We start from the raw sequence: 25306 nt of genomic DNA, 5'->3' as shown, positions 1-25306 counted from the left end.
TTGTAGAGTTTTGTTGTAAGCGAACTAACTGTAACACAGGTTCTTCCTATTTGCTATTCTTTTTTACTTCTACTGTAACGACTCTATTGTAAACCTACAAAATTTTTTCAGAATTTCTTATTTTAGTGTTTACCTCGGTGTTAAATAATGGTATATTAAATATGTATGTACAATTCTTCCGCCGCGGTTCAACACCGGGCGGTATTGCGAAAGATTCTGATAAAGGAGAATACTATGACAGCTAAAGCGAAAAAAAGATCCGTGACGGCGCCGCCGAGCGGACAGCCGACCCTGGTGAAAGCCTCCTTCGTTGAGAAGTATGGGGTATGGTTTTACCTTTTTCTGGCGTTTTTCATTCCTTTCATCCTGATGTTCTTTGCCTTTAAGGTAGCGGGCGTGTCCCCCTTCGGCACGAACCAGATATTGGTCACCGATCTGTGGCACCAGTACTACCCCTTTATGGTAGACTTTCAGGATAAGCTCCAGCACGGCGGGAGCCTGCTCTGGACATGGAAGAGCGGCGGCGGTACCAACTACGCCTCGCTGATGTCCTACTACCTCGCGAGTCCCCTGAACTTCTTCTCGGTACTTGTGCCTGCCGATAAGCTCAGGGAGTTCCTGTACATCATCACCTGCGTGAAGATCGGACTCGCCGGCTTCTTCTACGCGCTGTTCCTCAAGCTCACCTTCAAGCGTAAGGACGTCGTGATCACCGCCTTCGGTATCCTGTACGCTTTGTGCGCGTTTATCATGGGCTACTACTGGAATATCATCTGGCTGGATACGATCGCCTTGTTACCGCTGGTGATCGCCGGAACGATCGCCCTGCTGCGCGACGGTAAGTTCAAGCTTTATATCATTACGCTGGCGCTGTCGATCCTTGCTAACTACTACATCGGACTGTTCACGTGTATCTTTGTCTTTTTGGTATCCTTAGGCTACTGCATCGTCGAGTATAAGGGCTGGAAGGATCTGATCCGTCAGTTCCTCAAAATGCTCGGCTGTTCCATCGTGGGTATCATGATGTCGGCGATCCTCACCCTGCCCGCGTACTTTGCGCTGGGCTACACCCATTCCTCCGATAACTCCTTCCCCACCCAGTTCGCCGTGAATATCGCCTCCAAAGCGGATCTCGGCGGCGTGCTGGAGGCAATGGGCAAGACGATTGCAAACTCCGTCGCCTTCACCGAGCCAACCTCAAAGGAAGGTCTGCCGAACGTCTACTGCGGCGTGATCGTGATCTTCCTCGCCATCCTGTTCTTCTTCTGCTCCAAGATCAAGAAGCGTGAGCGTATCTTCTGCGGCGGACTGCTGCTGTTCTTTATGCTCAGCTTCATCATCCGCCAGCTTGACTATATCTGGCACGGCTTCCACTTCCCGAACATGCTGCCGCATCGTTTCTCGTTCCTGTACTGCTTTGTGCTGATCTATATGGCGTTCCGCGTGTTTATGCATATCGACGAGCTCAAGCCCGCTCCCGTGATCGGCGCGATCCTGGTATTTGCCGTATATCTCGGCATTGCGAGCGTGTACTTTGACGGCGAGACCGTCAAGCTGTCGCCGATCTTTGAACAGGGCAGCAAGGCCGATCCCGTACTGCTCTCGGGCTTCTTCGGCATCATCCTCGCGGCATGGGTCCTGTTGTTCACGCTGCGTAACACGATCCCGCGCAACGCGCAGATCATCGGCGCCGGCGTCATCGGTATCGCCGCGGCGATCCTCGTCTTTGTCAACGGCAAATACGTCAACGCGGCAGTCGGACAGACCGCCGATAAAGGCTTCTATATCTTCATGGGTATCGTTATTCTGCTGCTCACAGCGGCGGCGGTACTGCTGCTATACACAAAGGATCTCAACCGGGATAACCGTATGCCGAAGGTCATCCTGTCGGTGCTCGTGCTGATCCTCGCGCTGATTGAGGGTATGTTCTCCGCCGCTACGGGCGTCAAGACCGTCGGCGTGACCGACGCGACCTCCTACCCGCTGGGTACCACCGATACCCTCGCCTGCGTTGACCATGTCAAGACCCTTGAGCAGAACAACATTGACCTTGAGCGTACCGAGGTCAACAAATACCATACCCTGAACGATAACGCCCTCATCGGCGTGGACGGTATCTCCATGTTCAACTCGCTCGTGAACAAGGATATCACCGCGTATATGGAGAAGCTCGGTATCTGCGGATGGGTCGCGTCAAACCGCTATACCTATCAGGAGGGCTCGCCCTTTACCAATCTGATGCTGAACATCAAGTATTTGATCGCTCCCTACGGCGCTTACCTCGATACGGTTCACAACAACATGATCTACGAATCGGGCAACGCGAAGCTCATGCAAAATAAGTACTATCTGCCGCAGGGCTTTATGGTGAACAAAGAGCTGCTTGCGTATGACGTCAACAGCGCCAATCCCAATCCCTTCATGAATCAGATCACTATGTTCCGTATGGCGACCGGTCTGGAAGGCAACCTCTACAACACGCTCAATCCCGGTTCGGCTAAGGGCGAGAACGCAAACGATACCCTCACCGACAGCGGCAACGGCAACTACTCCTATTCTTCAGCGAACAACGCATCCTCCTATAATGTCGACTACACCGCTCCCGAGGACGGTACGGCGATGGCGTATTTCTCCTGCGGCGACACCGACAGCGTATCGGTGCGCGTCAACGGCGTTGAGAAGAACAGCTACTACACCAAGCGTCCGTTCATCATGATGGCGGGCGACGTCAAGAAGGGTGATATCATCACCCTGCATGTATCGATCAACGACCACTCCCACGGTTCGTTTATCGCTCACTGTGCAATGCTCAACGAGGATCTCTTCAATCAGGGCTACAACAAACTGGCTCAGTCCACGCTGAAGGCGACCAAGGTCACCGATACCGTGATCGAGGGTGATATCACCGCCCAGCAGAGCGGCGTGTTCTACACCTCCATCTCCTACGCTAAGGGCTGGAAGGCATATGTTGACGGCAAGGAAACGGAGATCACCCCGATCGGCAAGGCGATGCTGGCGTTTAAGCTTGAAGCCGGCACACACCATATCAGGCTGACATATCTGCCGGAGGGCTTCGCCGCCGGCGCGACCTGTACCGTACTCGCTGTCCTGATCCTGATCGCGATGATCATCCTCGTTCCCCGCCGCGAAAAGATCATGGCAAAAATCCGTAAAAAGCCCGCAGAAGAAATCGGTTCGCCCGAAGATCAAGAAAAAACGAAAGAATAACACATAGAAAAGAGGTCGGCTCCCGCGAGTCGACCTCTTATACTATATATGTTACTGTTTACAGCTTCGCGATCACGGAGCAATCGTGCCGGATCTGCGTCTGTAGCTCCTCGATCGATTCAAATTTCCGCTCGCCGCGTATGAACTGCCGCAGCTCGCACACGGCATGCTTGCCGTACAGGTCGCCGCCTTCAAAATCGAGCAGAAAGCTCTCACACAACGGACGGCTGATCACCTCAACGGTCGGATGAACGCCGATATTGGTCGCGGCGGTAAAGGTTCTGCCGTCGATCGTGATACGCGCGGCATACACGCCGTAGCGCGGAACGCAAAGCCCCTCACCGATCGGGATATTTACAGTCGGGAAGCCCATCGTCGTACCGATATGGTTGCCGCCGCCGATATCACCCTCGATCGTATAGCAGCCGCCCAGCATCTCGGCAGCCCGACCGACCTCTCCCGCCGCGATACAGGCGCGGATACGTGTAGAGGATACGGCCTCGCCGTCGAGATACACGGGCTCGATCACCGTGACGCCGATGCCGTATTCCGAACAGAGCACCGTCAGCAGGGCGGTATCGCCGTCGCCGTCCTTACCGAAGCGATAGTTGAAGCCGCAGTACACCTGCTTAGCATGTAAGCGCTCGTATAGGATCGACCTTACAAATTCCGCCGGACTCAGCTCCCTGAGTGATGCAAAATCCGCGAAGATAACATCTTCCGCACCGAGCTCTCCGAGCAGCGCCGCTTTACGCGCGTTGTCGGTGAGCAGCGGCGGACATGCGCGCCCTATCGTCTTAGCCGGTGGTTGAGAAAAGGTCAGCACAACGCGATGCAGACCGCTCCCGGCACATGCCTTGAGCACTGCGCGATGACCGAGATGAACGCCGTCAAAGAAGCCCAGCGCTACCGCTGAACCTTCCTTATGCGCCCGATAGATTTGTAAAGAATCATAAATTGTCATAATCCGCTCCGGATATCTGTTTATTATCATTCATTGATTACCAATTGCCAAGAAATCGCGTTTTGCGCGCATTTCGCATAGCCATCACTCGTTGCCGCTACGCGGCAAACTGAGCGGGCATACAAATATTTTTTATCTTATGAGAAACGAGCAGTTTCTCATAAAGTAAAAAACAAGGCGGGTGCCGCAGCATCCGCCCTTGTGTTCCGTTATGATGAGATTACTCAGCGAAGCCGGTGTTGATCAAATCGACCAGACCCTCAACCGCTTCGGTCTCGTCAGCGCCGTCGGCAAAGATCTTAACGGTGGTGCCGCCGATGATACCCAATGAAAGCACGCCGAGGAGAGATTTTGCATTAACCTTTCTCTCATCCTTCTCTACCCAGATGGAAGACTTGTACTCATTAGCCTTCTGGATGAAGAAAGTAGCGGGACGGGCATGTAAGCCGGCTTTGTTCTGAACTAAAACTTCCTTAACGTACATAATGATACCCTCTCTTGTCAACAAAATACAGTAAGTAGGTGTCGAAACGGCACCTTTCTTTATTAACGCTCCCTTATTATATCCTTGAAAAAGCGGTTGGTCAATGGTCGAAATTCATTTTTGTTTTGATATATAACAGTCAAAATACATTAAACTTTTTTATTGTGCAAATTGACTAAGGTGTTGATAACTATTTGTGTGCTACTCACAAGAACAAGCGGTAAAATAGCGGTTTTCAGCGTTCTTCTGCATGATTTTTGTCAGAAATGATCCGTTCCGCAAGCTGTCGTTCCTTATCGGTCAGAGTCGCTTTATCGAGCATGTCAGGACGCTTTTCGGCGGTTACGATAACGCTCTGCTCTCTTCGCCATTTACGGATATTCTCGTGATGTCCGGTGAACAGCACCTCGGGGATGTCCACCCCGCGCCAGACCTTCGGCTTGGTGTACTGGGGATATTCGAGCAATCCGTCGTAATGGCTCTCCATCTCGAAGCACTCATCGTCGCTGAGTACCCCGGGCTGGAGCCGCGCAAGCGAATCTGTCAGCACCAGCGCCGGAAGCTCCCCTCCGGTAAGCACATAGTCGCCGATCGAGATCTCCTCATCGACATACATATCCAACACCCGCTGATCGACGCCCTCGTAATGCCCGCATAAAAGGCAGATATTCTCATGCACCGAGAGCTCCTTGAGCTTCTGCTGGGTCAGCACCTTGCCCTTGGGCGACAGGTAGATGAAGTGCGGCTTCTCACCGACTTCTTCACAGATATGCTCGAAGCAGAGCGCGATCGGCTCCGCAAGCATCAGCATTCCCATCCCGCCGCCGTAGGTGGAGTCATCCACGCGGCGGTGCTTATCGAACGCAAAATCCCGCAGCTGGTGACAGTTGATCTCGATCGCGCCCGAGCGGCGCGCTCTGCCGATGATGCTCTCGGAAAGCACCGCCTCGCACATCTCGGGGAACAGCGTGATCAGGTCAATCCTCATCGTCGAACAGTCCTTTCATGGGATGGATATACACCGCGCCCTTGTCGAAGTCGAACCCCGCCATGATATCGGGGATGACGGGGATGTAGAAGAGCTTGCCGGACGTGTCCGCCATCTCATATACATCGTTGGAGCCGGTCTTGAGTACGTCCTTGACTGTACCGTAGACCGTTCCGTTATCCGCGTCGGTCACGGAAAGTCCGATGATATCCTGCACGAAATGCTCGCCCTCAGAGAGCTTTACATCGTTGCGATCGATATACAACACCTTCCCGCGCATCCGGTCGGCGGCTTCGATGGTCTCGACGCCCTTCACGGTCATCAGCGCGATATTCTTATGCGGACGACAGGAAACGGAAAGCGCCGTTTTCCCCTCGTCCAGATACAGCTTCTTGAATTTTCTGAGAAATTCGGGAGAATTCGCCCAGCACTCCACGCGCATCTCTCCGCGGATCCCGTGTGTGCCGACGATCTTGCCGACCTCTAAATACTGCTTGAGCATCCTATCGCTCCTTTTGGTTTTATTATCACAGGGGAACATCATTTGGAAACCAACGCTTTGCAGGAGCATTCCTCGCCTGAGACAGCTCCCCCTTGTCCTTCGGACATTCCCTCCAACGGGGGTACCACCCACCCTGCGATGTCACTCCGCCGTAGGGGCGGTCATTGACCGCCCGCTGTCGCAGGGAGCTGTGAACCATATCTGACGTTTTCGATACGGATAACGCCCGTTATTCGCGGGCGAGCAATGCTCGCCCCTACAAGCTGATACATATATTACTTATCATGTTACTACAAACCGAACGTTTTTTCAAGCCGCGTTTTCACATTACCGTTACTTTTAGTTTTCACATTACCATCACTTTTAGTTTACAATTATTTTACTGGATTCCCGATATATGGTGTGATATAATGTAGATTGGATTTATATTGAAATCTTAAAAGATAGGAGATACAGCATGATTGAAGTACAACATGTGACCAAGCGGTACGGCTCGGTCAAGGCGCTGGACGACATCAGCTTTACCGCCGACAGCGGCGAAGTCGTGGGTCTTCTCGGTCCCAACGGCGCCGGTAAAAGCACCACCATGAACATCATCACCGGCTATCTCAGCGCCGGTGAGGGAACCGTCCTGATCGACGGCGTGGATATTCTCGAACACCCGAAGCAAGCGAAGGCGAAGATCGGCTATCTGCCCGAGATCCCCCCGCTGTACGTCGATATGACGGTACGCCGCTACCTCGAGTTTATCTTTGACCTCAAAAAGGTCAAGCTGCCGAAGAAGGAGCATATCGCCGAGGTCATGACCATCGTCAAGATCAGCGACGTCGAGAGCCGCGTCATCCGCAACCTCTCTAAAGGCTACCGCCAGCGCGTAGGTCTGGCGGCGGCGCTGCTGGGCAATCCGCCCGTACTGATCCTGGACGAGCCCACCGTCGGTCTCGATCCCAAGCAGATCATCGACATCCGCAAGCTGATCAAGTCGCTCGGCAAAAAACACACCATCATCTTCTCATCCCATGTACTCAGCGAGGTTTCCGCCGTATGCGACCGCATTGTCATGATTAACAACGGAAAGATCGTCGCCGACGCAGCGACAGACAAGCTCAGCGAGAGCATCAGCGGCGAGGGTATCCTCGCGCTCGAGGTCGAGGGCGCTGTCAGCACCGTGCGCGAGGCGATCGGTACCGTAGACGGCGTCAAGCGTGTTTCAAAAGCCGCCGGTAACAACTATACCGTCGAGTATGAGAGCGGCGTCGACGTACGCCGCGGTATCTTCAACGTCCTCGCCAAGGCAGGCTGCCCCATCCTGATGATGCGCTCGGGCAACCTGACCCTGGAGGAGAGCTTCCTCAAACTGACCGAAGGAGGTGCGGACTGATGGGTGCGATCATCAAACGTGAGCTCAGCTCTTACTTTAACTCGGCGATCGGCTATATCGTCCTCGCTGTATTCTACTTTTTCTCCGGACTGTTCTTTTACATGTACTGCCTTTTGAGCAATACCGCCTCAATGAACTACGTCTTTTTGAGCATGCTGATGATTGTCATGCTGATCATCCCGATCATCACGATGCGCAGCTTCAGCGAGGAAAAAAAGCAAAAAACCGATCAGGCGCTCCTGACTGCTCCGGTCAGCCTGACCGAGATCGTGCTGGGTAAGTTTTTCGGCGCGTTTATCCTCTACTGTCTGTGCAACGCGGTCTACCTGATCTATGCGGTCATCCTGATGTTCTACGGCACGCCTGACTGGGCGGTACTGTGCAGTACCCTGCTCGGCATGCTGCTCATGGGCGGCGCGCTGATTGCGATCGACCTGTTTATCTCCGCTCTGACCGAGAGTCAGGTCATTGCCGTCGTAATCTCGATCGGCGTCGGTTTATTCATCTATATGATCGACTCTCTTTCCAACATGCTCAATGTTGAGTGGCTGACCGGTATTTTACATAATATTTCATTCGATGCTCATTTCACCAACTTCATCAACGGCATCATCAATATCACCAGCGTCGTGTTCTTCCTCTCCGTGATCGGGATCTTCCTGTTCCTGTGTGTGAGAGTGTTTGAGAAGCGCCGCTGGAGCTAAGGAGGTACACGATGAATAACGAGAAGAAAACCTCCGAGAAAAAGGGCTTCAAGGGCTTTTTCAAAGCACGCAGCACCCGCCGCGGCGCCGCGGCGATCGCGCTGACCGCACTGGTCATCGCCGCCGTCGTACTGGTGAACCTCGTACTGGCGGCAGTTACCAACACTCACCCCCTCTATATCGACGTGACCGAAAACAGCTCCTTCAAGCTGCAGCCCGAGACCGAGGAGTTCGCCTCCTCGATCAACAAGGACGTCACCGTTTATATCCTACAGACCGAATCAAACTTCGAGAGCGGCGACAGCACCAACTACCGCTACTTTATCCAGGCAAACAAGCTCGTGCATGCTATCGTCAACTGCTCCGATCATATCGACCTGCATTACGTCGACTTGACCTCTAACCCGACCTTTACCAAGGATTATCCGAACATCAACTGGACGGAGAGCCATATCGCGCTGGTGGTCAGCGGCGACAACTACCGCGCCATCGACGCGACCGATATGTTCAGCTATGACGAGCAGCAGTACCAGTACTACGGCACCTATGTCATCAACGGCCAGCACGTCGAGCAGTCGATCATGACCGCGATCATGAACGTCACCGCCGAGAACAAGACCAAGGTGACCCTGCTCAGCGGACAGGGCGAGCAGGAGATGACCGCCTTCACCAAGCTGCTCGAAAACAACGCCTTCGAAGTAGAGACCGTCAGCCTTTTGAACGGTAAGATCTCCGCCGACAGCGAGTTTGTCATCATCTACGACCCCGAGGTCGATATCGACAGCGACACCTACAAGAAGCTCACCGATTGGCTGAATAACGGCGACCAGTACGGACACAACCTGTTCTACTTCCCGAACGATCAGCACGATCTGAGTGATTACCCCAACCTCAACGCGCTCATCGCCGACTATGGTATGGAGCTGCGCAACGGCTATATCTATGAGAACGCTAACGATCATCTGATCCCCGGCTACAACCACTATATCTCCATCATGGACTATGCCGATGAGGACCAGACCTTCAAGAAGGAGCTCCGCAGCACCAAGATCCCCGTAGTCATGAGCCTGACAATGCCTGTCAACATCACCGACGATACCGTAGCTACCCCGCTCCTTACCTCCACCGATAAAGCGATCTTCTTCCCGAAGGATCTCACCGAGGAAGAAGCAGAAAAATTCGATCCCAAGGCAGAGAAGCTGAACGGCGTCGCGATCGGTAAGCGCAACGACGGCACCACCGACGGCAAGAGCTCGTCCGTAGTTGTTATCGGCTCCTATGACGCGATGACCTCCTCTTATATCTCCTCCCCCGCTTACAACAATGCCGCATATTTTGTCAATCTCTTCAACACGCTCTGTGAGCGGGAGAACGTCAGTATCGTTATTGAGGGTAAGAATCCCGCCTCGAACTCCCTCGGACTCACCTCCGTGAATGATATCGTCTTCCCCTCGATCCTTGTTCGCTATATCATCCCGATCGCCGTACTCTTGGCGGGTATCGTTATCTGGATTCGCAGGAGGTTCCGCTGATGTCTGAGAACAACGAAAAAATCATCAATCCCGAGGAACCCGTCACCACGCCCGAAAACGACGTTGATGACGCACTCGAAAGCTTCCTTAACCGGGAACAAAAGGAAACAAAGCCCGTCAAGACCGGCAAGCTCAACAAGCGCGTGCTGATCATCGTGATCGCCGCCGTTGCTGTCGTCGGACTGATCCTTCTCCTGATCTTTACCCGAAGCCGCACCGTACAGGGCTCCACCGCCGACGAGGCGCTTACCACGCCCGCCGAGATCACCGCTACAGTCAACGAGAAGGGCGAACACGAAGCCGAGGTCGACGTCGACGAAAAGGGCGAGATCGTCAAGAACGGCTCCGGAAAGCTCTTGGAATACGTCCCCGCCGATATCAAGTCCATCAAGGTCGAAAACGCCAAGGGCTCCTTCACCGTCAATTCCTACACGCCCGAGGGCGAAGCGACCGTTTACACCCTCGAAGGCTTTGATAACGTCGCGCTGCAAAAGGGCGTCGCCGACGAAGTCGCTACCGCCTGCGCTGAGGTCGAGTTCATAGAAATCATTTCCCCGAACGGCAAGCCCGCCGACTTCGGTCTCGATAAGCCCCGCGCTACCGCGCACATCACCTATCACGACAAGACCACCGCCACCTTGCGCGTAGGTAATCAGGCAGCGGCTGAAGCGGGTACCTACATCTCCTTCGGCGACAGCAACGCGGTCTACCTGATCTCGAACGACAAGGTCACCGCGCTGATGTACAGCGTCAACGATCTCATCGATCACGAGATCACCGCGAACGCCGAGGATACCGAGACCTTAGCGCTCAAGAGCATGACCATCTCCGGCAGCCGTTACTCTCAGGATATCACCATCGTTCCCAACACCGATGAGGCGATCGACGCTCAGTACATCGTTACCTCGCCGCGCAGAATGTTTGCTAAGGAGACCGAGAGCGCAGACGTCGTCAATGCCGTGCGCGGTCTGTATGCCGAGGAGGTGCTCTGCGTAAATCCGAGCAGCGGTCAGATGAGCTCCTACGGTGTCGCCGATCCATATGCCAAGGTCACCGCGACCTACTCCGACGCGACCATCACCCTCTATGCTTCCGCTCCCGGAGACGACGGGCTGGTCAGCCTCTATAATCCCGATAAAAACATTATTTATTCCATCCAGCTTGCCGCGGTCAGCTGGGCACGCACAAGCGTGGAGGACCTGATGCCTGAGACGGTTCTCCCCGCGAAGAAGACCGCTTTGAGCCGCATCGAGTTCTCGGCCGGTGGTCAGAGCTACACCATCGACGTCACCCAGAGGACCGATACCTCCCGGACCGAGGACGGCGAGGATGAGGAAGTCACCGTGACCACCGCCAAGGTCGGTGATACCGCCCTGAGCGACGCGAACTTCTCCGTCTTTTACCAGAATCTTACCGGTATTCGTAACACGGGCGAGTCAGCGGGCTCCGGCAGCGAGCTTATGCGCTTCACCCTGAGCTACACTACCGGCAGAGAGCCCGATACCGTCGTCGTCTATGACGCGGGCTCCGCCCAGTATCCGGTCGAGCTCAACGGTACCGCGGCAGGCACCGCGAGCAAGGCGTATATCGACAGCCTGATCGAAGGCGCCCACGCCCTGGTCAAGGGCGAGGACATCAAGAGCCTGTGATCCGGGTTAGCTCAAAGTTCAAAGCTTGAAACTTGAAACGTTTTTCTCAACCAAAAAACGGACTGATCCCTCCCGGGTCAGTCCGTCGTTTTATGCTATGTTTATCTCCCGCTCTTAACGCGTTTATAGCGGAAGAGCGTATTCTCCGCCCACTCGCGGTCGATCTTGATGAAGCCACTGAGCTTCTTGTCGTTGCCGCAGATCGCGTTGACGATCTTCATGCTCTTGCGATAGATCTCGAGCCGCGCGCTCTGTACGAACGGCTCGCTGTCCTCGCCGATAAAGAAGGTGAAGCCGATGGTGTTCGCCTCGCGGTTATACATCGTCAGGTATCCCTCGGTCACTCTTCCGAGCTCATACTTCTTCGCAACCATCTCGCTGATGGCGTACTTGGTCAGCTCTACCGCCATATCGTCGAGCCCCGATTCAAAGACGAAGATCTTCTCCTTCATCGAGTTGAAGTCAGCGGTGATGCGCTTCTGGATCCCCTTGAGATTCCGGTAGTCATCCTCCAGCGCGCGATCCTCCAGTTGGAAGCGGTCGATCTGCGGGATCAGGTATACCATGAAGCGGTGCTTCATATCATTATACAGCAGGGGATACATATACCTGCCCTCATATCCGCAGTCGGGGCATTTGTAGCTGAGCAGCTGACCCGAGAGCAGGTCACGCTTGAATTGAGGGTCGTTGGTCGCGTTGATGCTGATAAATAAATGAGCGCTCGAGGTGTGGTTACATCTCGGACAGGTCACTTCTTTAGAGATCACGTTTGACATCAAATCACTTCGCTTTTCGAAATCATTTCTCCTACAATAATAACATATTTTATCAGAAATGCAAATTATTTATCATACTTTTGCAATTTGTTATTGATTTTCTGCTTAAATAATGCGATAATACTGATATATAATGATTCGGAGGTAGGAAATTATGGATATTAAAAACAACATCAAGTGCGGATTGGAGTTTGTCAGCGATACGGTCTCTGAGATCGCTTCTTCCGTTGCGGAGAAGAATCGCCTCAGAGTTCAGCTCAACCACATCAAAGGTCTGATCAAATCCGATTCCGCGACCCGCGACCAGGCGTATATCGAGCTGGGCCGCTACTTTTATGATAATCTGCGCGAAGGCACCACCGCTGAGAACGAGGCGATCTGCGCCGTGATCGATGCTGCCTCCGATCGCATCAGCAAGGCGTCCATCAAGTATGTCGAGCTGCTCAACATCCAGAACGATACCAAGATCCGCTCCGAGAACGCCGAGAAGCTTGCTAAGGCGATGGCGGAGAAGGCTTCCGTCGCCGCACAGGCAGCGAAGGAGAAGGGCGCCGAGGCGTTTGATAAGGCAAAGGCGACCGCTGCCGACCTGTCCGAGAAGGCGAAGGCGACCGCGGCTGATCTCAAGGATAAGGCTGCCGATACCGTCGGCAACGTCAGGGAGCGCTTCAACCTCGAAAGGAACGGCGAGGTCGAGGAACTGATCGCCGCCGAGCAGGGAAAGCTTGACGAGGCAAAGGATGCAGCCGAAGAGGCTGTTGAAGAAGCCGCCGAGACCGTCGCCGAGAAAGCGGAAGACGTTGTTGGGGAAGTCAAGGAAGCGGTCATCCCCGAAAACACCGATGAAGAATCCCCCGAGGACATCGGCTTCTGATCTATTGCGAATATCCGGGCACCTTTGGCACACGTCAAGGGTGCTTTGTTTTTATCAAAGTACTTGCAGGAACAAATAATCTCATTTATAATGGAACTGTAATCATTTTATCATACAGCCGTCACATTCGGCAGTTATGATAATAATGAAAAACAGATTGAGATTGCAAAAATCTTAACAAGACCATACAACGACAATGAATAATGCGAGGGGATAACATGAGTAAACTGCTGATCGTTGACGACGAGTTCCGCATCCGCGAGCTCATCAAGAAATATGCCATATACGAGGGTCACGAGGTCGACGAGGCTGAGGACGGCGAACAGGCGGTGCTGAAATGCCGCAATAACGAGTACGACCTGATCATCATGGACATCATGATGCCCGTGATGGACGGCTTCGAGGCGGTATCGCGCCTGCGCCGCTTCACCAACACGCCCGTGATCATGCTCTCCGCCAAGGGCGAGGAATACGACCGGCTGACCGGCTTCGAGGTCGGCGTTGATGATTATGTGGTCAAGCCGTTCTCCCCCAAGGAGCTGATGATGCGCGTCGGCGCTGTGCTCCGCCGCTCGGGAACCGATAAGAAGGACGACGGCAAGAGCCGCTTTACCTACAAGGGACTGAGCATCGACTTCGCCGCCCGCGTTGTTACGGTCGACGGCGAGCGCGTCCAGCTGACGCCCCGCGAATATGAGCTGCTGTTCTACATGGTCAACAACAAGGGTATCGCCCTCACCCGTGAACAGCTGATTTCCAAGGTCTGGGGCTATGACTTCTTCGGCGACGACCGTACCCTCGATACCCATATTAAACTGCTCAGAAAAAGCCTCGGCGAGTACGCCTCGCTGATCGTCACCCTCAGAGGAGTTGGTTATCGTTTTGAAACATAATACGAAAAAATACCCGCTGCGGTTTCATCTCGCGATCGGATTCCTGATCTTTTCGGTACTGCTGCTCGCGGTACTGTGGGTGTTCCAGACGGTCTTCCTCGAATCCTTCTACAAAACCATCAAGACCTCTCAGGTCAAGTCCTGCGCGAACTCCCTGTCCGATCATATCGACGCTGAAAACCTCAGTGATCTGATCACCGACATCGAGGAGCAGAACGCCATGACAGTCGGACTGTACGATACGACCGACTCGATCTTCTCCTGCATCTATGCCACACAGTCCCGTCCCGATTTCCGCCCCGATATCTCCATGAACACGGTATATGACCTGTATAAGCAGGCGAAGGCGAATAACGGCTCTTATTCTACGATCACCGCGGTCGGTAAGGAGCGGCATTTCGAGATGCACTCCCAGCGCTTCATCGGCGCGACCAACGACGAGGCGCGTATGGATATCATCATGCATGAACCGGCGCTTGAGCGCGAGAGCGTCCAGACCCTGGCTTATGCGAGGATCGTTCCCGGTGAGGACGGCGAGCATCTCGTGATCGTAGAGAGCGAGATCACGCCCGTCACCAGCGTCGTCGAGACCCTGCGCTATCAGCTGATCATCATGACCGTTGTGATCATCGCGCTGAGCATCATCGTCGCGATCTTTGTCGGTAAGCTGATCGCAAAGCCGATCTCCGACACCAATGAGAAGGCGAAGTCCCTCGCCCATCAGGATTATGACGTCGCCTTCGAGGGCGGACGTTACCGCGAGATCACCGAGCTCAACGCCACCTTGAGCTATGCCGCACAGGAACTCAAAAAGGTCGATTCGCTCCAGAAGGAGCTGATCTCCAATATCTCACACGACCTGCGCACGCCGCTGACCATGATCACCGGATACAGTGAGGTCATGCGCGATCTACCCGGCGAGATGACCCCCGAGAACATCCAGATCATCATCGACGAGGCGAACCGCCTCAACTCACTGGTGACCGACCTGCTCGATATCTCCCGTCTGCAAAGCGGTACAGCGGATATCAAGCAGGCGCCCTTCTCCCTCACCAACTGCATCAAGAGCATCTTCTCCCGCTACACCAAGCTCATCGAGAGTGACGGGCTGAACATCATCTTCGAGCATGACGGCGAGGTGTTCATCATGGGCGACGAGCTGCGCATGACGCAGGTGCTCTATAACCTGATCAACAACGCCATCAACTATATCGGCGACGACAAGACCGTCATCGTGCGCCAGACCGTCAAGGACGACAGGGTGCGGGTCGACGTCATCGATCACGGCGAGGGCATCCCCAAGGATAAGCTCGACTATATCTGGGATCGCTACTACCGCGTCGACAAGGAGCACCGCCGCGCCAAGGTGGGCACGGGTCTGGGGCTCAGTATCGTCAAGAATATCCTGCTCGCCCATGACGCCGACTTCGGCGTCGCCTCCAAGGTAGGCGAAGGCTCCGACTTCTACTTCATCCTCCCCGTCATCCCCACCGATGACGAATAACCCGGTACAGCGATCTTGAAAAACAATAAATATGCAAAAAACCCGCAGCGGAACAAACCGCTGCGGGTGATTTTTATGATTCGGGTTACCTGACGATATCTCTCCAGTCGAGGTCGCCGCGCTCCAGACCGTGGATCAGCACCTCAGCGGTGGCGATGTTGGTAGCGACAGGGATATTGTGCATATCACACAGGCGAAGCAGGTTCATATCGTTCGGCTCATGCGGCTTGGGCGTCAGCGGATCGCGGAAGAAGATCAGCATATCGATCTCGTTGCAGGCGATACGCGCGGCGATCTGCTGGTCGCCGCCCTGAGAGCCGCCCAGGAAGGTCTGGATCTCCAGACCGGTCGCCTCAGCAACCATCTTGCCGGTGGTTCCGGTCGCACACATCTTGTTTCTGCTCAATACGCCGCAGTAAGCGATACAGAACTGTACCATCAACTCTTTCTTCTCGTCATGTGCAATAATCGCTATGTTCATACACGCACCTCCAATAATCTTTTGCAAAAGGCTATTACAGTAAGCTTATACTAAATTCTACGAATTTTTGATGATAATCGGAACGTCAACGCCCTCCAGACGCTTGACGATGGTTTCAAAGATGATCCCCGTCTGTGACCAGTTGTTGGTCAGCGCACCTCTTTGGGCGAGGGCGATCACGCGGATATCCTCGGGGATGACGCCGATCAGCCGTACGCCCGCCTCGTCGATCACCTCGTCAAGGTCTTTGTACAGACCCATCTTGAAGAAGCGCTCGCGGTCGAAGCGGTTGATGATCAGCCTGCGGTCGGAGATTCCCAGCTCCTCTAAGCGGTAACCGATATTCTTACAGCCGCGGATACTGATCGGCTCGGGGTTTATGACCACAAGCGCTCTGTCGGCGCTCGCCGCGGCGGCAACGAAGCCGGAGCCGGTGCCTGCGGGTGAGTCGATCAGGATATAATCGAAATCATCGCGTACCTTATCGACGAAGTTTTTGACCAGCGAGGGACTGACTTCATCATCAGCATACAGCGGAGCCGCGATCGTGTACAGCTCAAAGTCGCCGTCGATCTGATACAGCGCTTCCTTTGCCTCACATGCGCCGCTGACAACGTCGGCAAAGTCATATACCAGTCTGTCGGAGATACCCAGCACCATATCGACGCCGCGCATCCCGCTGTCACAGTCTATGATCAATACTCTTTTTTTGTTTTTAGCTAGAGCCGCCGCCAACCCGGCGCAAACAGTGGTTTTGCCTGTTCCGCCTTTACCGGAGGCTACTACTATCACTTCACTCATTTTGATAATACCTCATTTGTATTGTAGCACAAAAAGAAAAAAAGAGCAACTCAAACGAGCTGCTCTTTTTGTAGAATTGTAAATATGAAATTTAGACACAATCACCAAAAACATGATGTCTATCTTATTTTTATTAATTGCTTTTACTACTTTTAACCAATTTTTATACGTATCAGCTGAAATCCCACGAGCTTTTCTTGACTTCCTTGAGGTTTTTTTTGTAGAAGTAGGCGTCGAGGATATCGCACGCCGTCTCCTGCGGCAGATAACTGCGCGCACCGTGCTCAAAGACGATCGCCAGCGCGACCTCGGGCTTCTTATACGGCGCGTAACAGATAAAAACGTTATGGTCGGAGCCTGCGTTCTCCGCCGTACCGGTCTTTGCCGCGATCTCGATCGGGTAGCGACCCGCGCGCTCGGTGTTGGGATAGGTTTTCAGCACTTGATCCATCGCTTCATGCACCAGATTATTGTTGCGCTCCGATACGCCGGTCTCGGCGACGATCTCGGGCTTCTCGGGATCGTTATAGAGGATGGTCTCGTCCCGCTCGTAGTTGACGATCTTACGCACCAGATGGGTACGGTAGCGCACGCCGTTATTGGCGATCGTCGATACATAGGTCGCGAGCTGTACGGGCGTAAAGGCGTTATCACTCTGTCCGATCGCCGCCTGTACGGTGTTGCCCTCGAACCACATCGTCGAGTCGCGGCCCGCCAGCGTACCGGTGCCCTCATAGACCTCTAAGCCGGTTTTCGCGCCCAGTCCGAGCTTCTCGGCGTACATGTACATCGTCGTGATGCCGATACGTCTGCCGACCTCGGCGAAGTAACAGTTACAGGAGTGCGCCATCGCGCTCTCGAGTTTGATATCGCCGTGGATACCCAGACAGCGGACGACGTCATCTTTATAGTAATCGTACACGCCCGAGCAGTGGATAGAGGTATCGGGCGTGATGATGCCCTCCTCCAGCGCCGCCGTCGCGACACACGGCTTGAAGGTCGAGCCGGGAGCGAACGCACCGTCGAAGGCACGGTTGAACAGCGGGGTCGTCTCGTTTTCAAAGAGATACGAGCTGTAATCCGCGTCGTAGTAGCGCGAGATATCGAAGTCGGGATACGATACAGCGGCGATGACCGAGTTGTCGCGTACATCCAGCAGTACCGCCGCTCCCGCGACGCAGTCCTCGCCCATCTTGCTCTGTTTCTTGGCGTTCGACGCCTTGGCAGCCTTGACCTCCGCCTTACCGAGTTCCTGCGCGCGACGGATATTTTTGCCGAGCGAGTAAGCGGCGACCTCCTGCACGTTCGTGTCGATCGTCAGGTAAACGGTGTCGCCGGGTTTTGCCTCGACGGATTCCTTCTCGCCGACGATATTGCCGTTCGCGTCGGATACGACGGTCTTTTCTCCCGCCTTGCCTCGGAGATAATCCTCCAGCGCCGCTTCGATTCCGAACTTGCCGATGCTGTCGTCGATGCTGTAGCCCTTATCTTTGTTTTCCTCGTACTCTTCCTCGTTGAGCTTACCGACCACGCCGAGTATATGCGGGATGACCGTGCCGTTCTTGATCACGCGCTCGTTGACCGTGCGTATCTCGACCGCAGGCACGTTCTGGGTACGCTCGGAAACAACAGAAACGGTATCGCTGCTAACGTTGGAGGCAAGCACATACACCTGCTCATAGGAGAAGCCCTTCTTCTCCATATTGTAACGTATCGAGATCACCGCGCGTCGGGTGAAGGGATCGACGATATTGTCGGCATGGTAACGCTCCGCGAGACCCTGTATGATCTCGTCCGCGGTCAGCCCCTCCTTATTGAGCATCACAGACGACTCGATGTACTCGACGTCGCCGTCGCTTCCCTCGTCAAAGACGAAAGCGCCGTCCTGAAGAGAGATCGGCAGCTCGTCGATATATTTCTCCCCACACTCGTTGAGGATATTCAACAGATCAATGATGATCAGGTTCAGCTTGCTTTCATCAGATGAGTAAACCTTATTGATAACGACATTATACGCGGTCTCGTTCACGGCGAAAGGCACGCCGTTAACGTCAAGGATCTCGCCGCGGGTCGCGTCGGAGGTCACGGTATGAGAGGTCGACGCGGCAGAGAGCTTCTTGTACTCGTCGCCGTGGATGATCTGCCAGTTGAACAGCCGTGCCGCAAAGCACAGGAAGATCACCGCCAGGAGCAGCGCACAAAATACGATCCGCAGAGCGGAGTGATCCTTTTTCTGTTCATTCGCGGTATTGTTTCCCGATAAACCGCTGCGCCTGTTGGCGCTGACGATCCGATCGTAGCCTGAGCCGCTGTTATTCGGTTTTTTTTGAAAAAGCTTCATGCGCGTTCCTCCTCTCCGTAAATATTGAATTATATGTTACCCTTCGGGATTCAGTCGCTTTTGTATCAGTTTGTTCAGAAAGTAAAACGGGATCGTACAGATCCATGTCAGCACCATGCGCGAGATCAGATGGCGGGTAAAGTACAGCCACCCGTCATCCAACCCGGGGATGATGAAACGCACCAGATAGTAGAGCATGAACAGCGCGCCGATCGTCACCGCGGCATACAGCAGAAAGTTCAGAAAGGTCGCCATAATCAGGTTATTGGCGGCATACCCCACGATGAAGCACACCACGATCAGCGTGATGGTAAACAATCCTATGCTGTTGGTGTAGCTGATATCGGCGAGGATACCCGCCGTCATGCCGATCAGCATCGCGGGTATCTCGCGTTCAAAAATCGCCGCGGTCAGCGCAACACACACCGGCAGCACCGGCTTTGCGCCGAAAATATCCGGCAGCAAGTGCGGGGTAGTGGAAAGCGCGAACGCGACGATGATCTCTATCACATACGCCAGATATCTGAAAAATGAATTTGCCCGATCCGACAAAATCCTCTCTCCTTTAATAATTGTCATAGTGAGGAGCAGGGCATGACCCTGCACCGCGGCAAGCTCAACCGAATAATTATTGTCGCGTTATTATTCCTTGCTCAGGATCTCGCCCATACCCTGATACGAGGTGATCACCGCCACGTCTACGATCTTGTCGATCTTGTCATACGGCTCGATCACGGCATAGTGAGAGGTGTCGTATGTATCGTAGCCGATCTCAATGACCTCGCCCAGCACGATATTCTTGGGATAGATGCCGGCGGTACCCGCGGAGGTGATGATATCTCCCTCCTTGACCTTGTGCTCGGAGTTGAGCTTGGTGAAGGTGGTGCGGTTGTTTTCGGCAAATTTTGCGGAGCCGGTGATGATGCCTGTGTCGCCTGTCGCCTTATCGATCGCGCCGATGCTGGTCTGAGGCGAGAGCACCGTCACCACCTTGGCGGTATAGGCGTCAGCCTCCGAGATCCAGCCGACCAGGCTGTTTTCGCCCAGCACGGGATTGCCGACGCTGATACCCGAAGCGGTACCCTTGTCGATCGTAAAGGAGCCGAACTCGTCGTCGCTGTCGCGCCTGAGCGCCCGGGCGGGGATGAGGGAAAAATCCTCGTGCTCCTTCTTCAGTCCGTAGAACTTCCAGAGTCGGGTATTCTCTTCCTTGACGTCGTAGTAATCGATCAGCCGCGCTCTGAGCTCGCGATTTGCCTTGTTGAGCAGCTCGTTCTCGGATTTCAGCTCGCTGTAGCTCTTCTCCTCGCTCTGATCCTGCGACGCGGCGGCGGTGACCTTTGACAATCCGTACGTCAGGGTGTTGAAGGTCGTCGAAACGACATTGTTCTCCACATTATGGGTGAAGACCGACAGCATGATCAGCACCAGGAGCACGGATAAGAATATTTTGATTTTAGGTGAGGATAAAAACTCTTTCATCTTATCAAAAACGTGTAAGGGTCGGCGCCTCGACGACCTGATAACAGTAATATTGATCCGGATAACGGGACGTCGAGGGCGCCGTCCCCTGTGTGATTATTCCTTCGCTCTCTTCGTCGCGACAAAGTTTGGATCGAGGCGCATGCCCGTACCGTCGACAACACAGTCGAGCGGGTGCGCGGCGACCTTGACCGGCATACCGGTCTCCTCTTCGACGAGCTTATCCATACCCCTGAGCAGCGCGCCGCCGCCCGTGAGCATGATACCGTTGTCGATAATGTCGGCGGAGAGCTCAGGGGGAGTCTTTTCAAGGGTGTCCATGATTGCTTCGATAATGGTCATCAGCGGATCGCGAAGCGCCTCGCGTACTTCCTCTGCGGTAATACGGATGTTCTTCGGCAGACCGTCCACGAGATTACGTCCCTTGACCATCATCGCGCCCTCACCCTCATAAGGATAAGCGGAGCCGATGGTGATCTTGATATCCTCGGCGGTTCTCTCACCGATGAGCAGATTATACTTCTTTTTGATGTAGCTGACGATCGCCTCGTCGAACTTATCGCCCGCGACGCGCACGGAGCACGACGCAACGATGTCGCCCAGCGATACGATACCGACCTCGCTGGTGCCGCCGCCGATATCGACGACCATATTGCCGACCGGAGCGTCCACCGGCAGACCTGCGCCGATCGCCGCCGCCATAGGCTCCTCGATCAGCTCGACATACTTGCCGCCCGCCTGACGCGCCGCGTCCTCTACCGCGTTGCGCTCGACCTCGGTAACGCCCGAGGGGATGCAGATAATAATGCGCGGCTTGCTGAACAGTCCGCTGCGTACTACGCTGCGGATAAAGTACTTGAGCATCGTCGCTGTGATCTCGAAGTCGGCGATCACGCCGTCCTTCAGCGGACGGATCGCGACGATCGACCCGGGGGTCCTACCGATCATCTCCTTTGCCTCATGACCGACAGCCAGCACCATATCGCGCTTGACGTCAACGGCAACAACGGAGGGTTCACGCATGACGATACCCTTACCCTTCATGTAAACCAATGTATTCGCAGTACCTAAGTCAATTCCTATATCCTTTGAAAACATGTCTGTCCCCTTTCCGCCCGTGGGCGCAAAATCATTTTGGTTTCGTTTTTATTATAGATAGCTCACAGGTTATTATGCCCTGTTTTCTTGATATAAAGGGATATTCACGCTGATTTATCGTTTTCCCGTCGAACCGAACCCGCCCGAGCCCCTGTCGGTGTCGCTGAGTTCATCGACGACCTTGATCTCGGGCAGTACGACCGGCGAGATCACCAGCTGCGCGATACGTTCATTCGGATCGATTGTAAAGCTTTGTTCCGTTTGATTTACCAGTCCCACACATACCTCTCCGCGATAATCGGAGTCGATCACACCGACGCAGTTAGCGGGAGCGATACCGTGCTTGATCGCGAGTCCCGACCGTGCGAAGATATAAGCGACGTAGTCGGCGCTCTCAAGCTCGATCGCAATACCCGTCGGAATCAAGCGTATCTCATGCGGCTCAATAGTCACACTTTCAGGGATACAAGCGTACAGATCCATTCCCGCCGCTCCCAAAGTCGCGCGAAAAGGGATCTCAGCGTTTTCTCTCAGTTTTTTTATCTTTAATATGCTCATCAATATTATCCTTCAAAAATCTGTAATTTATTGCAAAAAGTAAAAGGTTTTTATTCTGAAAGAAAGGATGTATTTTTCTTATATTTTCAGTAAAGAAATAAGGTAATTTTCCTTAGAATAATTCTTTAAAAGATTGTTAATTTTTTAACACCACGTAAATACAACCCATGTGTTTTTCGCTCGAAATCCAGGTTTTTGCTTAATTTCAGCATGATTTTTTCCTTGTTATCCACAGAGTTTTCCACAGAAAAGAGGAAAAGTGAGAAAACCTTATTGTTGAAAATATAATCCTTTTGCGGCATTAAAAGCGGTATGCAGTTGTATATCTCACTGTACCCTTCACGCCGTCTTACGATAAACTTTTCACCCTTTCGATCTTGCAAAATTTCATCATTTTTGCAGTCATTATGACCGGCGGGATGGTTGCGGGTCAGCATCAGCGGCACGTAACCGTAACGGATGATTCCCACGGGAATACATTTATACAAAGCGTTGATCCGCTTCTCGTCGAGTTCGATACTCAGGATCGCGTCAGTGATACCGTAATCCTTCGCCCATTTCAGCGTGTAGGAATTCGCGATATTCATGCCGAAGCCCGCATGAACGGTGAAGCCGAGCTCTATGCCCATATACACCGCGGCAATATTATGCGCCATCAGGTGGCTGATGCCGTTCTCTCTCAGCTCTTTGAGCCGCACGAAAATCTCCGCTTCATTAGAAAAGGTCGCGCGCGGTACCTCCACGCCGATTTGAAAGCCTTTTTTAGTATATTCATTCAGCTTATCCGTGTCCGACATGCCGAACAGGTCAACGAAAACTATATCCATCTCCCGCATACTGTCGGGGATATTCAGATTTTGCGTAACGGCATAGCTCTTTGTATGTGTACACTCTCCGCCGCTTAAAACAGCGGAAAGGTCGATCTCATTTATCATGTAATGATGACAGATTTCGCGCGCCGTGTCAAGCTGTGCCAGCGCTTCACGCCGCAAGGCGTTCAGGGCGGCGGCAGAAACCGCGGCGTCGGACGAAATATCACAGTTGATCTCATCGATCAGATACGGCGTGCCGCCTGTTTTTGACAGACTTTGAGCCGCTCGTTCAGCGGACAGCGGCAGGTTAACGGCTTTTTCGACCGTTTTTTCACTTTCGACCGAAACGGTATGTTCACCATCAGAAACGATCAGCCGCATTTTTTCACCGGTATGTGCGAAAAAGCTCATATCCAGCGGAATATGCCGGTATTCGTCTTTGTAGTAGGTTCGGATCTCTTTGAGCAATTTGGAATCGGCGGAAACGACATCGCTCTTTTGACGATAGCCGAACATGCTCTCGCCTAAATTTCCGCTGAGATAACCGTCGGTAAAGCCGGTACGGGAAAAGACAGCCTGCAGCCTCTCACCCGTCGCCTCGGTCACAAATCCGAGATCGCGCGCTTCTCGCGCCGCTAATGTCGCCGCTCCGACATACTCGGGGCGCTTCATCCGTCCCTCGATCTTGGCGCTGGCGACTCCCATCTCCTGTAATTCTCTTAAAAAATGCAGAGAGCCGTTGTCCTTTAAGCTCAGCGCATGGTCGTTGTCGCCGAATCGCATCGGCAGTCGGCACGGCTGGGCACACATACCGCGATTTGCGGAACGCCCGCCGAGCATCGCGGAAAAGTAGCATTGACCGCTGACACACATGCACAGAGCGCCGTGGACAAATACCTCCAGCTCCACCTCGGGACAGAATTCGTGGATCGTTTTGATTTCCGCCAAGCTCAACTCACGGGATACGACCACCCGCTCGAAGCCCATCTCATACAGCGCCCTTGCGCCGTAGGGCGTGTGGACGGTGAGCTGGGTCGAGGCATGGAGCGGCAGCTCGGGCACGATATTCTTTATAAGGGATACCAGACCCAGGTCTTGGATAATCAGCGCGTCGATATCCGCTTTTGCGGCAGTCTTGACTAAATTCAAAGCCCGCGGCATCTCATCGTCGAAGATCAGGGTGTTCAGCGCCAGATGCACCTTTACCCCGCGCTGATGACAGTAGCGTACGCACTCGCGCAGCTCGTCATCATCGAAATTATGTGCCGACGCACGGGCGGAAAAGCTCTTTGACCCGATATAGACCGCGTCGGCGCCGCTGTGGACGGCAGCGATCACGCTGTCGAAGCCGCCCGCCGGAGAGAGTATCTCGATCTTATTCTTCATTTAAGTCAAAGAAGGAGTACTGGCGCTGCTGGGTATAGCCCTTCTGCTCCTGTTCCTTCGCCTTCTGTTTATACGGATTGACATGGCTGTGCTCGTGGCGGTTCTTTTTCTTCTTCTCGGGCTTGATCTGCTCCTCTTCCTCGTCGAAGAATAAGTCATCCTCGGCGGTGATGGTTTGCTCCTCTGCGGGAGGCTCCTCGGGAAGTGGGATCTCTTCTGCGACAGGCGCTTCCTTCACGGTCGATTGCTGACGAAAGGACTCGAAACGCTCTTCGGAGCGGCTGAGCTGTTCCTTCAGATCATCAATTTGCTTTTTCAGCTCGTCGATTTCCTTTGCGCTGTCAGCAAGCGCCTTCTGTGCGTCTTCGTCGGACTTACGATCCTCGATCAGGCGCTCATACTCCGCCTTCAGCAGATTATAGTCGCCGGTAAGCTTCGCGTTATTGTTCTGCAGGCGCTCGATTTCATGAACATAATCCTTGATCTGTTCCTTTACCGCCGCGAGGTTCTCCTTATCGAGCTCGGTATCATCGGCATAATCCAGCGCCGTCAACACCGCCGCGCGCTCCCGGGTCATGTCGCTCGAGAGCACCAGCGAATTGATACGCGAATCGATCTTTGACGCGATATCCAGTACATATTTTTCACTTTTATCGGTGAGAATATTGAATCGCTGTCCGGCGACAAACACGCTCACCCGAATTTTATTATTTTCCATATCGTTTTCCTCTACCTCTTGTAGGAGTCGAATCTATTCGATCCATCGGTTGAGATTGCCGCGGGGCACATTTCAGGTTATCATTGCGAGGAGAAACATCGTTCCGACGTGGCAATCTCAACATTAGCATTGCGCCCCTCGCAATGACTG

At 53.7% G+C, this 25306-nt stretch carries 22 protein-coding genes; 8 read left to right on the top strand and 14 right to left on the bottom strand.

The features are described 5' to 3' along the window. Positions 1–234 precede the first annotated feature (234 nt). Positions 235–3228 carry a YfhO family protein gene (locus R2I50_RS03645; protein WP_316607744.1) on the top strand — a complete coding sequence of 998 codons (2994 nt, stop codon included), beginning with the start codon at positions 235–237 and terminating at the stop codon, positions 3226–3228. A gap of 58 nt (positions 3229–3286) precedes the next feature. Here the strand turns inward: R2I50_RS03645 and ribF are convergent, their stop codons facing one another. The 4 genes from ribF to rimM all read right to left on the bottom strand — a co-directional run bounded on the left by ribF (position 3287) and on the right by rimM (position 6166). Then, positions 3287–4192: a riboflavin biosynthesis protein RibF gene (ribF, locus tag R2I50_RS03640; RefSeq protein WP_316607743.1), complete on the bottom strand. Its 906-nt coding sequence runs from the start codon at positions 4190–4192 to the stop codon at positions 3287–3289. Positions 4193–4412: 220 nt separating this feature from the next. Beyond that, a complete protein-coding gene (locus tag R2I50_RS03635) occupies positions 4413–4676 on the bottom strand; it encodes an HPr family phosphocarrier protein (protein ID WP_316607742.1) in 264 nt (87 codons plus the stop codon). Between the two features lie 235 nt (positions 4677–4911). Continuing rightward, the gene (trmD, locus tag R2I50_RS03630; protein ID WP_316607741.1) at positions 4912–5664 is read right to left on the bottom strand and encodes a tRNA (guanosine(37)-N1)-methyltransferase TrmD; all 753 of its coding nucleotides are present in this window, start codon (positions 5662–5664) and stop codon (positions 4912–4914) included. After that, positions 5654–6166: a ribosome maturation factor RimM gene (gene rimM / locus R2I50_RS03625; RefSeq protein ID WP_316607740.1), complete on the bottom strand. Its 513-nt coding sequence runs from the start codon at positions 6164–6166 to the stop codon at positions 5654–5656. The genes trmD and rimM overlap by 11 nt, the downstream gene beginning before the upstream one ends. A 457-nt stretch (positions 6167–6623) precedes the next feature. Here rimM and R2I50_RS03620 point away from each other — a divergent pair, with 457 nt between their 5' ends. The 4 genes from R2I50_RS03620 to R2I50_RS03605 are packed head-to-tail and all read left to right on the top strand — an operon-like array spanning position 6624 to position 11432. After that, entirely contained in the window at positions 6624–7547 is a 924-nt protein-coding gene (locus tag R2I50_RS03620; RefSeq protein WP_201427704.1) for an ATP-binding cassette domain-containing protein, read from the top strand. Further along, on the top strand, positions 7547–8251 hold the full coding sequence (locus R2I50_RS03615) for an ABC transporter permease (protein ID WP_316607738.1): 705 nt from the start codon (positions 7547–7549) through the stop codon (positions 8249–8251). The genes R2I50_RS03620 and R2I50_RS03615 overlap by 1 nt, the downstream gene beginning before the upstream one ends. Positions 8252–8262: 11 nt before the next feature. Further along, the gene (locus R2I50_RS03610) at positions 8263–9783 is read left to right on the top strand and encodes a Gldg family protein (protein WP_316607737.1); all 1521 of its coding nucleotides are present in this window, start codon (positions 8263–8265) and stop codon (positions 9781–9783) included. Further along, a complete protein-coding gene (locus tag R2I50_RS03605; RefSeq protein WP_316607736.1) occupies positions 9783–11432 on the top strand; it encodes a DUF4340 domain-containing protein in 1650 nt (549 codons plus the stop codon). The genes R2I50_RS03610 and R2I50_RS03605 overlap by 1 nt, the downstream gene beginning before the upstream one ends. 101 nt (positions 11433–11533) lie before the next feature. Here the strand turns inward: R2I50_RS03605 and R2I50_RS03600 are convergent, their stop codons facing one another. Then, positions 11534–12208, bottom strand: coding sequence for a CpXC domain-containing protein (locus R2I50_RS03600; RefSeq protein WP_201427708.1), 675 nt, complete (start codon positions 12206–12208; stop codon positions 11534–11536). Between the two features lie 154 nt (positions 12209–12362). Here R2I50_RS03600 and R2I50_RS03595 point away from each other — a divergent pair, with 154 nt between their 5' ends. The 3 genes from R2I50_RS03595 to R2I50_RS03585 all read left to right on the top strand — a co-directional run bounded on the left by R2I50_RS03595 (position 12363) and on the right by R2I50_RS03585 (position 15479). Beyond that, positions 12363–13082 carry a hypothetical protein gene (locus tag R2I50_RS03595; RefSeq protein WP_316607735.1) on the top strand — a complete coding sequence of 240 codons (720 nt, stop codon included), beginning with the start codon at positions 12363–12365 and terminating at the stop codon, positions 13080–13082. Positions 13083–13300: 218 nt separating this feature from the next. Further along, the gene (locus R2I50_RS03590) at positions 13301–13975 is read left to right on the top strand and encodes a response regulator transcription factor (protein ID WP_201427710.1); all 675 of its coding nucleotides are present in this window, start codon (positions 13301–13303) and stop codon (positions 13973–13975) included. Next, the gene (locus R2I50_RS03585; RefSeq protein ID WP_316607733.1) at positions 13965–15479 is read left to right on the top strand and encodes a HAMP domain-containing sensor histidine kinase; all 1515 of its coding nucleotides are present in this window, start codon (positions 13965–13967) and stop codon (positions 15477–15479) included. Before R2I50_RS03590 ends, R2I50_RS03585 begins: the two co-directional genes overlap by 11 nt. A gap of 85 nt (positions 15480–15564) precedes the next feature. Here the strand turns inward: R2I50_RS03585 and R2I50_RS03580 are convergent, their stop codons facing one another. The 9 genes from R2I50_RS03580 to zapA all read right to left on the bottom strand — a co-directional run bounded on the left by R2I50_RS03580 (position 15565) and on the right by zapA (position 25156). After that, positions 15565–15960: a methylglyoxal synthase gene (locus R2I50_RS03580; protein WP_201427712.1), complete on the bottom strand. Its 396-nt coding sequence runs from the start codon at positions 15958–15960 to the stop codon at positions 15565–15567. Positions 15961–16017: 57 nt separating this feature from the next. Further along, complete coding sequence (locus R2I50_RS03575; RefSeq protein ID WP_316607732.1) at positions 16018–16761, bottom strand: AAA family ATPase; 744 nt, start codon at positions 16759–16761, stop codon at positions 16018–16020. 172 nt (positions 16762–16933) lie between these two features. Further along, positions 16934–19102 (bottom strand): penicillin-binding transpeptidase domain-containing protein, encoded by a 2169-nt coding sequence (locus R2I50_RS03570; protein WP_316607731.1) that lies wholly within the window; start codon positions 19100–19102, stop codon positions 16934–16936. Between the two features lie 36 nt (positions 19103–19138). Then, complete coding sequence (mreD, locus tag R2I50_RS03565) at positions 19139–19654, bottom strand: rod shape-determining protein MreD (RefSeq protein ID WP_316607730.1); 516 nt, start codon at positions 19652–19654, stop codon at positions 19139–19141. A gap of 90 nt (positions 19655–19744) precedes the next feature. Then, positions 19745–20584: a rod shape-determining protein MreC gene (mreC, locus tag R2I50_RS03560; RefSeq protein ID WP_316607729.1), complete on the bottom strand. Its 840-nt coding sequence runs from the start codon at positions 20582–20584 to the stop codon at positions 19745–19747. A gap of 96 nt (positions 20585–20680) precedes the next feature. Beyond that, positions 20681–21682 carry a rod shape-determining protein gene (locus R2I50_RS03555; protein WP_201427717.1) on the bottom strand — a complete coding sequence of 334 codons (1002 nt, stop codon included), beginning with the start codon at positions 21680–21682 and terminating at the stop codon, positions 20681–20683. A gap of 114 nt (positions 21683–21796) precedes the next feature. Beyond that, on the bottom strand, positions 21797–22240 hold the full coding sequence (gene dut / locus R2I50_RS03550; protein WP_201427718.1) for a dUTP diphosphatase: 444 nt from the start codon (positions 22238–22240) through the stop codon (positions 21797–21799). Between the two features lie 125 nt (positions 22241–22365). Next, positions 22366–24438 carry a U32 family peptidase gene (locus R2I50_RS03545; RefSeq protein WP_316607728.1) on the bottom strand — a complete coding sequence of 691 codons (2073 nt, stop codon included), beginning with the start codon at positions 24436–24438 and terminating at the stop codon, positions 22366–22368. Beyond that, entirely contained in the window at positions 24428–25156 is a 729-nt protein-coding gene (zapA, locus tag R2I50_RS03540; protein WP_316607727.1) for a cell division protein ZapA, read from the bottom strand. Before zapA ends, R2I50_RS03545 begins: the two co-directional genes overlap by 11 nt. Between the last annotated feature and the right edge of the window lie 150 nt (positions 25157–25306).

The sequence above is a fragment of the uncultured Ruminococcus sp. genome, from assembly GCA_902785355.1.
Classification (GTDB): Bacteria; Bacillota; Clostridia; order Oscillospirales; family Acutalibacteraceae; genus Ruminococcoides.
The sequence above is the reverse complement of the archived record's forward strand: the minus strand, read 5'-3'. Positions and strand labels throughout refer to the sequence as shown.